The sequence below is a fragment of the Flavobacterium sp. 316 genome, assembly GCF_000967805.1.
Classification (GTDB): Bacteria; Bacteroidota; Bacteroidia; order Flavobacteriales; family Flavobacteriaceae; genus Flavobacterium; species Flavobacterium sediminilitoris.
Genome location: NZ_JYGZ01000008.1, coordinates 69,371 through 83,130 on the forward strand (window position 1 = coordinate 69,371; position 13,760 = coordinate 83,130).

Annotated in this window: 15 protein-coding genes and 1 tRNA gene; 12 read left to right on the top strand and 4 right to left on the bottom strand. The window is 28.3% G+C overall.

Going from position 1 to position 13,760, the window contains the following annotated elements:
- Window positions 1–30 precede the first annotated feature (30 nt).
- From SY27_RS16935 to SY27_RS16950, 4 genes are read left to right on the top strand one after another with little or no spacing between them, the layout of a single operon-like run.
- Window positions 31–843, top strand: a complete 813-nt coding sequence (locus SY27_RS16935) for an alpha/beta hydrolase (RefSeq protein WP_045972592.1) — start codon at window positions 31–33, stop codon at window positions 841–843.
- 10 nt (window positions 844–853) lie between these two features.
- Window positions 854–1,786, top strand: coding sequence for a PD40 domain-containing protein (locus SY27_RS16940; RefSeq protein WP_045972594.1), 933 nt, complete (start codon window positions 854–856; stop codon window positions 1,784–1,786).
- A complete protein-coding gene (locus SY27_RS16945) occupies window positions 1,787–2,281 on the top strand; it encodes a GNAT family N-acetyltransferase (protein ID WP_045972596.1) in 495 nt (164 codons plus the stop codon).
- A gap of 42 nt (window positions 2,282–2,323) precedes the next feature.
- A complete protein-coding gene (locus SY27_RS16950) occupies window positions 2,324–2,716 on the top strand; it encodes a DUF2721 domain-containing protein (RefSeq protein WP_045972598.1) in 393 nt (130 codons plus the stop codon).
- A 2-nt stretch (window positions 2,717–2,718) separates the two neighbouring features.
- Here SY27_RS16950 and SY27_RS16955 read toward each other — a convergent pair whose 3' ends face one another.
- Window positions 2,719–4,941 (bottom strand): ATP-binding protein, encoded by a 2,223-nt coding sequence (locus SY27_RS16955; protein WP_045972600.1) that lies wholly within the window; start codon window positions 4,939–4,941, stop codon window positions 2,719–2,721.
- Window positions 4,942–5,080: 139 nt separating this feature from the next.
- Window positions 5,081–5,677, bottom strand: coding sequence for a murein L,D-transpeptidase catalytic domain-containing protein (locus tag SY27_RS16960; protein ID WP_045972602.1), 597 nt, complete (start codon window positions 5,675–5,677; stop codon window positions 5,081–5,083).
- 149 nt (window positions 5,678–5,826) lie between these two features.
- On the opposite strand from SY27_RS16960, the gene SY27_RS16965 reads away from it, so the two are divergent.
- The 8 genes from SY27_RS16965 (at window position 5,827) to SY27_RS17000 (ending at window position 13,022) form a co-directional block, all read left to right on the top strand.
- Complete coding sequence (locus SY27_RS16965) at window positions 5,827–6,726, top strand: DMT family transporter (protein ID WP_045972604.1); 900 nt, start codon at window positions 5,827–5,829, stop codon at window positions 6,724–6,726.
- A 45-nt stretch (window positions 6,727–6,771) separates the two neighbouring features.
- Window positions 6,772–7,128 (top strand): DoxX family membrane protein, encoded by a 357-nt coding sequence (locus SY27_RS16970; protein ID WP_045972606.1) that lies wholly within the window; start codon window positions 6,772–6,774, stop codon window positions 7,126–7,128.
- Window positions 7,129–7,153: 25 nt separating this feature from the next.
- On the top strand, window positions 7,154–7,855 hold the full coding sequence (gene aqpZ / locus SY27_RS16975) for an aquaporin Z (RefSeq protein WP_045972608.1): 702 nt from the start codon (window positions 7,154–7,156) through the stop codon (window positions 7,853–7,855).
- Between the two features lie 60 nt (window positions 7,856–7,915).
- Window positions 7,916–8,518 (top strand): alpha-ketoglutarate-dependent dioxygenase AlkB, encoded by a 603-nt coding sequence (locus SY27_RS16980; RefSeq protein ID WP_045972611.1) that lies wholly within the window; start codon window positions 7,916–7,918, stop codon window positions 8,516–8,518.
- Between the two features lie 140 nt (window positions 8,519–8,658).
- Window positions 8,659–8,940: a DUF2805 domain-containing protein gene (locus tag SY27_RS16985; protein WP_045972613.1), complete on the top strand. Its 282-nt coding sequence runs from the start codon at window positions 8,659–8,661 to the stop codon at window positions 8,938–8,940.
- Between the two features lie 96 nt (window positions 8,941–9,036).
- Window positions 9,037–10,893 carry a peptidase M61 gene (locus tag SY27_RS16990; protein WP_045972615.1) on the top strand — a complete coding sequence of 619 codons (1,857 nt, stop codon included), beginning with the start codon at window positions 9,037–9,039 and terminating at the stop codon, window positions 10,891–10,893.
- An 87-nt stretch (window positions 10,894–10,980) separates the two neighbouring features.
- Window positions 10,981–12,282 (top strand): DUF819 domain-containing protein, encoded by a 1,302-nt coding sequence (locus SY27_RS16995; protein ID WP_045972617.1) that lies wholly within the window; start codon window positions 10,981–10,983, stop codon window positions 12,280–12,282.
- A gap of 23 nt (window positions 12,283–12,305) precedes the next feature.
- Window positions 12,306–13,022, top strand: coding sequence for a DUF4369 domain-containing protein (locus tag SY27_RS17000; protein WP_045972619.1), 717 nt, complete (start codon window positions 12,306–12,308; stop codon window positions 13,020–13,022).
- A gap of 284 nt (window positions 13,023–13,306) precedes the next feature.
- Here the strand turns inward: SY27_RS17000 and SY27_RS17005 are convergent.
- Both SY27_RS17005 and SY27_RS17010 read right to left on the bottom strand, forming a co-directional pair.
- A tRNA-Thr gene (locus SY27_RS17005) sits at window positions 13,307–13,380 on the bottom strand.
- Between the two features lie 75 nt (window positions 13,381–13,455).
- Window positions 13,456–13,725, bottom strand: coding sequence for a hypothetical protein (locus SY27_RS17010; protein ID WP_045972621.1), 270 nt, complete (start codon window positions 13,723–13,725; stop codon window positions 13,456–13,458).
- Window positions 13,726–13,760 lie beyond the last annotated feature (35 nt).

Here is a 13,760-nt window from a genome sequence, read left to right on the forward strand (position 1 = left end):
ATATTTGAAATGAACATTATGAAGTTTAAAATGAAAAGAAAGACAATTTTTATTACATCACTTTTTCTATTTACAATATCATTATTTAGTCAAACAAAAGAATCCTTTTCAATAGGAGAACGCATTTCTCTTAATTCAAAAATACTTTCTCAAGACAGAATATTAAATGTTTTTTTACCCGAAGGATATGAAAAAAATGATTCAATACCATATCCTGTTATTTATCTTTTAGATGGTTCTTCTCACGAAGATTTTATTCATGTTTGTGGGTTAGTTCAGTTTTTCAATTTACAAATGCACATGCCCAAAACAATTGTTGTAGGTATTTCAAATATTGATAGAAAACATGATTTTACATTTCCTACAGAAATTAAAGACTTAAAAAAAGATTTTCCTACAACTGGTGGTTCAGAAAAATTTATCGCTTTTATTGAGAAAGAAGTGCAACCCTATATTGATACGAACTATAAGGTTTCAACTAAAAAATATCTTATTGGTCAATCCCTTGGAGGACTATTAGCTACTGAAATTTTGTTTAAAAAACCAGAATTATTTACGAACTACATCATCACAAGTCCGAGTTTATGGTGGGATGATCAATCCTTATTAAAAGAAGCGTCTACATATTTGAAAAACATAAAAGAAAAAGTTTATGTTTATGTGGCTGTTGGTGAAGAACATAAAATAATGATTAAAGATGCTAAAGCATTAGCTGAAGAATTAAAGAAATTTCCAAAAAGCATCAGCATTGACTTTCAGTTTTTTCCAAAAGAAAATCATGCAACTATATTACATAATAGCTTATACGCTGCATTTTTATTAGAATTTCCATATAAAAACTAAAATACAAATAATGTATAAACAATTATTATTCATCAGTATTATAACGCTAAATAGTTTATTTGTTTCTTCTCAAAATGAAGTAAAACCTACTAATGCTTTTGATTTTTTATCAAAATATCAAAATGTAAGAGATATTTCTATTTCTAAAAATCACAATGAGGTTTATTTTACTATTCAAAGTAATGATGAACAAGTTTCGAAAATTGCATTTGTAACGAAGAAGAATAAAAAATGGAGCAAACCAAAATTAGTTTCATTTTCTAGTGCTCATAGAGATATTGAACCTTTTTTGTCTGGCGATGGCTTGCGTTTATATTTTTCGTCAAACAGGCCTTTACATGACTCTATTTCGAAAAGTAAGGATTATGATATTTGGTATGTTGAACGAAAAAGCATAAAAGATAATTGGTCAAAAGCTATTAACATTGGAGCTCCTATTAATTCTGAAAAAGACGAATTTTATCCTTCTGTATCGATAAATAAAAACGTATATTTTACTGTTGAAAACTCAAAAACTATTGGAAAAGAAGATATTTTTGTTAGTAAATGGCAAGATAATACTTATTCTGAACCAGAAAACTTAGGCACTAACGTAAATAGTGATGGATATGAATTTAATGCTTTTATTTCTCCTAATGAAGATTTCTTAATCTATTCTTGTTATAAAAGAGATGATGGTTTTGGTAGTGGTGATTTATATATTAGTTATAGAAATGAATCAGGAAATTGGGAAAAAGCAAAAAATCTAGGTAATGAAATTAATTCTCCAGCATTAGATTATTGTCCGTTTTATGATTCTCAAAACAAAATGCTCTATTTTACTAGTAAGAAAAACATTAAATCATCTAATGTGCTATTTAATACAATTGAAGAATTTGAAGAAGAGATTACCAAAACAGAAAATGGAAATAGTAGAATCTACAAATATAATATTCAATTATAAATGAATTTACAACCAGTTCTTTCTAACGAATTAATTACAATCAGGCCTTTAAAAGAGAGCGATTTTAATGCTCTTTTTAGTATAGCTTCAGACAAACTTATTTGGGAACAACACCCGAATAATGATCGATACAAAGAAGATGTCTTTAAAGTTTTTTTTGAAAAAGCATTGGCATCTAATAGTGCTTTTGCTGTAATTGATACTGCTACAGAAAGAATAATTGGTTCATCTCGTTATTACGATTTAGATTCAAAATATAATAACATCTCTATTGGGTTTACTTTTATTTCAAGGGATTATTGGGGAACAAATTATAATAGTAATCTAAAAAAATTGATGATTGATTATGCTTTTCAATTTGTAAATAGTATTTATTTTCATGTAGGTGCAACAAATTTTAGGTCTCAAAAAGCTGTTTTAAAGTTAGGCGCAATAAAAGTTGAAGAACCGAATAATGAAACAAACTGGTTATATGAATTAAAAAAGATTAAATAAGGCTTAAAAGTTTATAACTTTGTACCATTCAAAAACTATAAGATGAATTTATCTATTGAAACTCCTGCTCTTCTTTTTTCTGCTACTTCTTTAATTTTATTAGCTTATACAAATCGTTTTTTAACAATTGCACAAATTATTAGAAGTTTAAAGAAAACATACGATGAGGAAGAAAACAAAACAACATTGCTTGAAATTAAAAACCTAAATCTTCGATTAACTTTAATTCGTTATATGCAATTGTCTGGTGTATTATGCTTGTTTCTATCTGTTTTTGCAATGCTTCTTCTTTTTTTAGGTCATTCATTAACTGGCATTTATCTTTTTGGATTATCACTTTTTTGCTTATTAGTTTCTCTTGGTTTGTCTTTTTGGGAAATAAGTATTTCAGTAAGGGCGCTTCGTTTGCATTTAAGTGATTTAAATGTAAAGTAAAATTATAACGAAATATTTCCTAATGTTTCTCTTAATCTATCAATTTCAAATGGTTTCCATAAAAAACCATTAAAATAATTGACTTCATAATTTTGAGCGGTTAACATTGTATCGGCTGTGAGAGCTAAAATAGGAGTATTATTATTTAAATTAATTGTTGTTTTAATTAATCTTGTTACTTCAAAGCCATTCATTTCTGGTAAATGAATATCCATTAAGATAAAATCGAATTTTTTCTTCTTGACTTTCTTTAGTGCTTTCAAACCATTTTCAACATGATCTGATTCCATTTCCCATTTTGAAAGAATTTTAATTAATAGAGCTGCATTAATTAATGTATCCTCTACAATTAACACTTTTTTCCCTTTTAAATCTATCAAATTTTTAGGACTCATTTCGGAAACTTCATTTGCAAACGCAACTGTATCTGCTCTTAATTTAAAATAAAAAGTTGAGCCTTTACCCAAAGTACTCTTTACTTTTATCTTACTTCCATGAAGTTCTATTATTTTCTTTACAATTGCAAGCCCTAAGCCTGTCCCACTATTATTTCTATTTAAAACAGATTTAACTTGGGAAAAACTTTCAAAAATATCTTTCAAATTATTTTTAGAAATTCCTTCTCCTGTGTCTTTAACTTCAAAAATTATTTTATCATGTTTTTTCTTAATCTTAAGTAGTTTTATTGAAAGTTCGATTACACCTTCATTTGTAAACTTAATTGCATTACTAATTAAATTATTTAATATTTGAACAATTTTTGTTTCGTCTAAATAATATAATCCCCTTTCTTTAATATCGAAATGGAGTATTAATTGCAAGCCTTTATCTTGAGCTTGTTTTTCATAAACGCCTACTACTTTTTGTGCTAAATCAAATAGGTTAACAGGTGTTTTTTCTAGTTTTGATCTTTGTGAGTCTAATTTTGTAAAGTCTAATACATCATTTACAATTTTAATTAAATTTGATGAAGCAAATTGTAAACTTTGGAGTAACACTTCACCTTCTTCACTCATTTCATCTTTCAATAATGTAATTATAGATGTTATAGCATTTAAAGGTGTTCTTATTTCATGACTCATAATAGATAGAAATTCTTGACGCATTTTAACTTCTTGAATTTCAATATTATTCTTTTGCTCTAATATTTCTTCTTTTTCTTTTTGAAGTTTTACTTCATTTTTTAAAACTTCAATTCTAGACATCATTCCATAATTCTCAATAACTTTAAATGTTTGAGCATTCATCACCAAGTCTTTCTCTTTTTGATAACGCTCTAAAAATTCTAAAGACAAAGAATATTCTTTTTTTGATTTATAAATTAGAGAGACGAGCTTGTTTAGTTTTATACTACACATTACTAAATTAAGTTCATTGGCAATTTTCAAACCTACAAAAGCATTTTCCAATGCTAATGCCAACTTTCCCATTTTGTAATATAGTTCTCCTAACTTAGTATAAGTCATGGCTAATCCTGTTTTTTCTCCCATCTCATTATGAATACTTAGCGCTTTAAAATAAAAAGACTCTGCATTCTCATACTCATTTAACCAAAAATAAACTTTTCCTTTTCCATATAAAGCATATGCCATTCCTCTTACATCATTAGTTTTCTCTTTCAATTGGATAGATTTATTAATAAATGCCATAGCAAATTTTAATTTCCCCTTTTTTACTAGAATTCCAGAAATGGCATTATACGCGTTAGATTCTAAATTAAAATCGCATACTTTTTTGGCATTTTTTACTGCACTATTATACAATCGTAATGCACTAATGTAATCACCAATATAATCGTAAATAGTACCTAATGATTTTTCTGTCCTAGATTGATTATAGTAATCATCATTTCTTTTATAAATTTTCAAAGCATCTATAAAAGTAATGAAGCCTAAGTGATATAAATTTGTTTTATAATAAACACCTGCCAAACTATATTTAGCATCTGCTATCCCTTTTTTATCATTTAAATCGGTAAAAATTCTTATGGCTTCATTAGAAAAAAAAGTAGCTTTTTCCATTTCGCCTATAACCATATTATATAATGCTAACTGGCTATAACTTTTTGCTTGCAAAGATTTATTATTTACAAGAATACTATTATCTAATGCATCCTGTGCTAATATGATACTTTGCGAAAGATTATTTATCCGAAGAGTATGTGCTTTCTCAAGCAATAAAAGTATTTTACTTTCTTTTTTGCTTCCTTTTATCAGGTTTAACATTCAAGTGAATTTGGGAGCATAAATATAAGAGAAAAATAATAAAAATATATTTTTCATGCATTATTTTCATTTATCTTACAAATAAAAGCAATAATAAATCAAATATTACAAACTTTATATCACATATCTCCAAAACTAATTATTCAATAATCCAAAGTAAAACAGGTTCATTACTTTTTTGTAATTGGACATCTAATTTTTTCATAAATTCATTAGATACTGCTGGACAACCCCAACTTAAAGGACTATATTTAGGATATATTTCTTCATTTTTAACCGCATCCCAAGAGTGTAAAACTACTACTCTTTTTTCTGCACTTTTGTTTGATGGTTCTAAACCATGTAGCCAATACTTAACATTAATTCCCCAACTACTATAATCTCTCTTTCCTATCTTATATTTTCCTTTTGATGAACAATGGCTATTTTCTTTATCACTAAATACAACTTTTTCCCATTTATCAGGATTTTCTTGAAATTGATCACAACTTCCATGAGTAACTATATTTTTGTCTACGATTTTATTAGTTTTAAAGTCATAAATAAAAAAGCGATTTTTCCCTGAATGAACACTTAAATCCACTAAATAATAATAATCTTGATTAAATTTATTTTTTATAGAATAAGCAAGAGCTTCTTGATGATACTTTGTATAATCTCTAAAAACTTCTCTTTCTACATCTTTATTATTACAACATAAAAAACCAATAAACAATAGGCAAATAATATTTCTCATCTGAAAACTCTAAATTTATAAGCCATAATATTAAAACAAAATTTAATCTATTTGTGTTAAATAAACTTTAAATAAAGAATGATTTTAAAATAAACCACAAAAAAACAATTCATTTTCGCTTATCTTTGCGCCCCTTAAAAATGAAGTACATGTCAAAGAATGAAATAATTAAAGGAGTATTTTTAGTAGGTTTAGGAGCAACTAGTTATGGAATGCTTGCTACTTTTGTAAAACTTGCCTATTTAGATGTTGAAAAATTCACAACAGCAGAAGTAACTACTTCACAATTTATATATGGTATAACAGGTATGTTACTTATAAATTTATATCAAAAAATAAAAAATAAAGGAACAGTCGTAAAAGCAAGTAAAAAAAACATATTTAACTTAATGCTAGCAGGAACTTCCTTAGGAATGACTAGTGTTTTTTATTATTTATCAGTAAAATATATTGATGTATCTATAGCAATTGTATTATTAATGCAAACTGTATGGATGGGAGTTTTAATAGAATGGTTTTTAGACAAAAAAGCACCTTCAAAACAAAAAACGATAGCTGTAATAATTGTTTTAATTGGAACATTATTAGCTACTAACTTACTTTTCAGTGAAGTAGAACTAAACTGGATTGGTATTTTTTGGGGTATGCTAGCTGCTATGTCATTTACAACTACAATGTTTACAGCAAATAAAGTTGCTTTAGGAATTTCATCAGCTCAACGTAGTCTCTTTATGCTACTAGGTGGTGGTATTATTGTGTTTTTCTTTAGCATCTACACTCAAACAGAACCATTTAATTTTGCGATTTTTGGAAAATATGGTATTTTCTTAGCCTTATTTGGTACTATAATTCCTCCAATATTAATGACCGCTGGTTTTCCAAAAACGGGACTAGGATTAGGGAGTATTGTTTCCTCTTTAGAATTACCTGTTTCAGTATTAATGGCTTACTTTTTATTGAATGAAACAGTTATTTTCTCTCAATGGATTGGAATACTACTAATTATTCTTGCAATAGTAATCATGAACATAAATTTTAACAAAAAATAGTTCTTTTTATTTATTTTGATTAAATTCGTTATAAATCATAATATAATGGATTTACCTTGGCATCAATATTTAATGGGATTATTATATATTTTAGCTGGTTTAAACCACTTTAGACAGCCTAAATTATATATTAAAATAATCCCTCCATACTTCACAAATCCAAAATTATTAAACCAAATAAGTGGTTTAGCAGAAATTGTTTTAGGAATTGGTATTTGTATTCCTTTAATTTCAAAATATTCTGCCATAGGAATTATTCTACTATTACTTGCTGTTTTTCCAGCAAATCTATATATGTTTCATAATGAAAAAGCTGCTTTAGGTCTACCAAAATGGTTGCGTTTAGCAAGATTGCCTCTCCAAATACTGCTAATTTACTGGTCCTATTATTACATAAATTAGAATTATTAACAAATACTATATAATTATGAAAAAACTTTTAGCAGAATTTTTTGGAACTTATTGGTTGGTTTTTGGAGGTTGTGGTAGTGCATTATTTGCTGCCGGAATTCCTGATTTAGGGATTGGTTTCGCGGGTGTTGCACTCGCCTTTGGTTTAACTGTTTTAACTATGGCATATGCTGTTGGACACATTTCAGGAGGTCATTTCAATCCTGCAGTATCAATAGGACTTTGGGTTGGCGGACGATTTTCTGGCAAAGAATTATTACCCTATATTGTTTCTCAATGTATAGGCGCAATCCTAGCAGCCGGAACCTTATATTTAATACTATCCGGGAATGAAAATTTTGCTATAGATTCTAATCAGGCAGGTGCGTTCGCTTCAAATGGATTTGACTCATTCTCACCTCAAGGTTATTCAATGTTCTCTGCTTTTATTGCAGAATTTGTATTAACATTATTCTTCTTATTAGTAATTTTGGGAGCAACGGATAAGTTAGCAAATGGAAAATTTGCAGGCCTTGCAATTGGTCTTGCGTTAACACTAATTCACTTAATTAGTATTCCTATTACTAATACATCTGTAAACCCTGCTCGCTCATTATCGCAAGCTCTTTTTGTTGGAGGAACACCACTTAGTCAGGTTTGGTTATTTTGGGTTGCACCCATACTAGGAGCAATTGTTGGAGCCGCTATTTACAAAAATCTTTTACAAAAAAATAAATAAAAAAACATTCTAAATTTGAAGAGTAATTTAGTTAGATTACTCTTCAAATATTATCTCCGTATGCTAGATTTATTTCCAGATGAAAAAATCAAATTAGATTTACCTGATGCAACTTTTGAATACTACCCAACTTTTTTTTCAAAAGAAGAAGCCGATATGTTATTTCAAAAGCTACTTCAAAATACTCCTTGGAAACAAGACAATATAACCGTTTTTGGAAAAACACATTTACAGCCAAGATTAACTGCTCTATATGGAAATGAAGGAAAACCATATTCATATTCCAATATTATAATGCATCCTCATACTTGGAACTCTACATTAATATACATAAAGGATAAAATTGAGAACGCAACAAATACAAACTTTACAACTGTTCTGTTAAATTTATATAGAAACGAAAAAGATAGTAATGGTTGGCATTCCGACAACGAAAAAGAATTAGGTAAAAACCCAATAATTGCTTCTATTAGTTTAGGAGAAAATAGAATCTTTCAACTAAAACATATTGAGAAAAAAGATATAAAAATAAACCTCAATTTAAATCATGGTAGCTTATTATTAATGAAAGAAGGTAGTCAAATCTTTTATAAACATCAATTACCCAAAACAACTTCCTCCAAAAACAATAGAATAAATTTAACTTTTAGGACCATTTTTTAACTATATCTCAAAAAAAAGACCAAATACTCATTAAAAATAAAATATCACAAAAAAAAGACAGATTTTTTAATTTCTAATTTTTTTTTAGTAATATTGAAGTGTATAACATTAACAAAATTATAAGATTAATTTTTCATCTAATGAAAAAAAGCAAGATTTCAGAATTTGACAATCAAACCATAGAAAGAATTGTCAGTATGGCGCAAGAAGAAAAAAAACCTTTTGAAGTGCTAAAAGAAGAATTTGGAATTTCAGAAAAAGATGTTACCGAATTGATGAAAACAAAATTATCGAAAGATAATTTTGAAATTTGGAAGAAAAAAGCAATTGCAAGTAAACCTAAACCTAAACCATTAAAATTCGACCCTTTAGAAGATGATGATTTAGACAGTAAATATTACTTCAAAAATAAATTTGACTAAAATCTACAAAAACCTCACTAGTGAGGTTTTTTTTATATAAAATATGTAACAAATAAAACTTAAACAAGACATATAAAATATCAATAAAAGATTAAAATGAAAAAAATAATTTTATCACTTGCAATAGCAAGTTTTATTTGGAGTTGTAAGACATCTCCTTCTACTTCAAAAAAAGAAGAAGTTGATGTGCTAATTGATTTGGTAAATGTACAAGATGACAAAGTAACTGTTACCATTTCAACACCTACTTTTACAACTGAAACTACAACTTTTAATATCCCAAAAACAGTTCCAGGAACTTATTCTGAAGACGATTATGGTAGATATATAGAAAATGTAAGAGCTTTTGATGCAAGTGGAAATGGTTTAAGAATTACAAAAATCACTGAAAATAGCTATAAAATTGACGAAGCAAACAAGCTTTCCAAAATAACATATTTAGTTAATGACACTTATGATACTGAGAAAGGTGGTGGTTTTGGAGAAAGTGAAGATGTATTTTCTCCAGCAGGAACAAATATTAAAGCAGGAGAGAATTTCATGCTAAACACTCATGGCTTTGTAGGTTATTTTGAAGGAAAAGAATCAATCCCTTACAAACTTACAATTACACATCCTGCAAACTTACAAGGTGTTTCAGCTATGGTTGACACAGATGACAGTCCTGAAAAAGATATTTTTATCTCAAAAAGATATGCAGATTTGGTAGATATGCCTTTAATGTATTCTAAACCAGACATCACTACTTTTATGGTAGATGACATGGAAATTATTATTAGTGTTTATTCGCCAACTGGTAAATATACTGCTGCTGACATTACTCCAAATATGGAAACCATGATGAAAGCTCAAAAACGTTTTCTTGGCCCTATAAACTCTACAAAGAAATACGCAATACTTTTATATCTTTCTGATGTACAATCAAATGATGCTAAAGGTTTTGGAGCTTTAGAACACACCACATCAACAACTGTAGTAATGCCTGAAATGATGGAATTAGAAGCATTACAAGAACAATTAAAAGACGTGGTTTCTCATGAATTTTTTCATATTGTAACACCTTTAAGTGTTCACTCTAATGAAATTCATTATTTTGATTTTATTAATCCTAAAATGTCAGAGCATTTATGGATGTATGAAGGTGTAACAGAGTATTTTGCAAACTTATTCCAAGTTAACCAAGGCCTAATAACCGAGAATGAATTCTACGAAAGAATGTCTCAAAAAATAGACCAAGCGAAACGTATGGATGATAAAATGAGTTTTACTAAAATGAGTAAAAACGTTTTAAAAGCACCATATAAAGATCAATACATTAATGTGTATCAAAAAGGAGCATTAATTGCTATGTGTATGGATATCCTTATTAGAGAAAATAGTAATGGACAAAAAGGAATTTTAAACTTAATGCAAGATTTATCACATGAATATGGTAGTAAAAAACCTTTCAAAGATGAAGAATTATTTGGAAAAATAACAGCATTAACATATCCAGCGGTTGGAGAATTCCTTACTAAATATGTAGCTGGTGAAACTCCTATTCCTTACAACGAATTCTTTAACAAAATGGGTGTTACTGAAACAACAATTGAAGTAGCTGGAAATCCATTCTTAAAAGGTCAAATGCCATATATAACAATAGATCAATCTACTAAAGAAATTATTATTATTCCTAGTATAGAACTAAATGATTTCATGAACTCACTAGGTCTAAAAGGAAATGATAGAATTTTAGCTGTAAACGGAGTTAATTACAATCTTGATAATATTTATGACTTAGTTGTTGGTAGTATGAACTGGAAAGATGACGAACCAATAACGGTAAAAATAAAAAGAGATGGAAAAGAACAAGAAATAAAAGGCACTATAAAAATGCCAAAAGAAAAACGTGACGGATACCAATCTACTGATAACAGTAAAAAAGCAGTTAAAGAAGCTTGGTTAAAAGGATAATATAAAGTATACCCTTAAAAATATAAACCTCAAAGTACTATGTATTTTGAGGTTTTTTTTTATTATTTTGCAGATAAATAATAAACTATGCACAATCCACCCTTTTTTACAGATGACACTATTGTTTTTGGCTTATTAATGCTACTTATAGGTATTGTTTTTTATACTTCATCAAAAGAAACTGGTTTTTGGAAAAATTTCTACACTGTAATTCCAGCACTTTTAATGTGCTATCTATTACCTGCTATATTCAGTTCTCTACATATTATATCTCCTGAATGGACGGAGTTAAACAAAACAGGAGAAGTTATAGAAAAAAAATCACAAGTTTATTTTGTATCAAGTCGATATCTTTTACCTGCTGCTTTAGTTTTAATGACATTAAGTATTGATTTAAAAGCATTATTAAATTTAGGTCCAAAAGCACTAATTGTGTTTATAGCAGGAACCATCGGAATTATATTAGGTGGACCAATTGCTATTCTAATTGTTTCCATTTTTTCTCCAGAAACAGTTGGAGGAAATGATTTTGACGCTGTTTGGAGAGGCTTATCTACAATTGCAGGAAGTTGGATCGGGGGTGGAGCAAATCAGGCAGCTATGCTAGAAATTTTTAAATACAATCAAGAAAAATATGGAGCTATGGTATTAGTTGATATTGTAGTTGCTAATATTGGTATGGCTGCACTTCTATATGGAATTGGTAAAAAAGAAACCATTAATAAGTGGTTAAAAGCAGATAATTCTTCTATACAAGAACTTCAAGATAAAGTTTCAAATTATCAAGAAAGTGTAAAAAGAAATCCTACATTATCTGATTACATGGTTATTTTAGCAATTGCCTTTACTTCTGTAGGGTTATCACATTGGGGTTCACAAGTAGCTGCTGACTTCTTTAAAAACACTTTTGAATCAGTAAATGATCCTAAAAGTTTTGCATCAACATTTGGAGGAACTTTCTTCTGGATGATTACCATTGCAACAGCTTTAGGAATTATCTTATCCAATACTAAACTAAAAACGTATGAAGGAGCTGGAGCTAGTAAAATAGGTAGTATTTTTATTTATATACTTGTTGCATCTATAGGAATGAAAATGGATCTAAGATCAGTATTAGATAATCCAGGATTAATTCTAGTAGGAATAATTTGGATGATAATCCATTTTATCATCATATTTGCTGTTGCAAAATTAATAAAAGCACCTTACTTCTTCATTGCAGTTGGAAGTCAAGCAAATGTAGGTGGAGCTGCATCTGCACCTGTTGTAGCCTCAGCGTTTCATCCATCATTAGCTAGTGTAGGAGTTCTTTTGGCAATTTTCGGATATATAGCAGGAACATACGGAGCCATAATGTGTACTTTTTTAATGGAAAAAGTATCACCATAATAAACTAATTAACAAAATAGAAAATGAAAAAATTATTACTTTTAGGAGTAGGATTGTTTGCTTTAGTAGCATGTGAGAAAAAAGAAACTCCAAAAGGAAGCCTACATTTAACAGGAAACATTAAAGGATTAAGTCAAGGAAAATTATACCTTAAAAAAATAGAAGACACTACTTTCGTTACATTAGACAGTATCATTATTAAAGGTAATTCAAACTTTGAAAGTACAGTTAAATTAAAAAGTCCTGAAGTTTTATATTTATTTTTAGATAGAGGGCAAACAAACTCTATAGACAATAGTCTTCCTTTTTTTGCTGAACCTGGTGAAATGAATATTGATGCTAACCTTAAAGAATTTTATGCTTCAGCAAAAGTCACAGGTTCTAAAAATCATGAATTATTAACAGAATTCAATAGTTACAGAACAAAATTTAATGAGCAAAGTTTAAAATTGGTAGAAAAGAAAATCAAAGAAGGGTTTAATTTAAGTGAAAAAACAGCCGATAGTATTAACGATGCATACCAAAAAATTTTAACTAGAAAATATCGATATACTGCAAATTTTGCTGCTACTCATGGTGATTTTGAAATTGCTCCATATTTAGCTTTAACAGAAATAGGAGATATAAATATTGCTTATTTAGATACCATTGCAAAACATTTAACTCCTAAAATTACCAATTCAAAATATGGAAAACTCTTAACAAAACATATTAAAGACAGAAAACAAAACGAAAAATAGATTTATTTTATTTAACAAAACAACAAAGAGCAAATTAAACATTTGCTCTTTGTTGTTTTAACTATATCTGTAAGCTATATGTACTACAAATGATACATTAATATTACAAGAAATATGATCTTCTATTTTTTATAATTTTAAAAAGGCGTCTTTATAAAAACTACAAGACACTTTAAAAAGTCTAAAGTAAATTCTAATTGATATTACTTTATAAAAACAACGTTTCTTATTTTAAAAAGGGCTATAAATAAAAAGACCATCATTTCTGATGGTCTTAAAAATAGAGCCGATGGAGGGACTCGAACCCACGACCTGCTGATTACAAATCAGCTGCTCTAGCCAGCTGAGCTACACCGGCAACTCTATTGCGGTGCAAATATAATCCAGTTTTTTATATTTGCAAAAAAAAATCGCAATTTTTTATCTATTTTTTCTAGTTTAATCCGTTGATTTTTTCAACTATTTGATTAGCAGTAGCTTCGTAATCTTTACGAATTTGAGAAAAATGAGATTTTTTATTTTCAACATCTCTTTGGCTTATTCTTGTTACCAATGCATCATAATTATCATAGATTTCATCAACAATAGCATCTGTAGCTTCTGTTGGTTTTCCTCCATGAGTCATTTCCCATACATAAACGATGTTTACTAAATCTCCTAAAACGTAGTTGATTTCTTTTTTCAAGTTTTTAACGCTTGCCATTTTGTATTTATTTAAAATTTGATGCAAAATTAAGC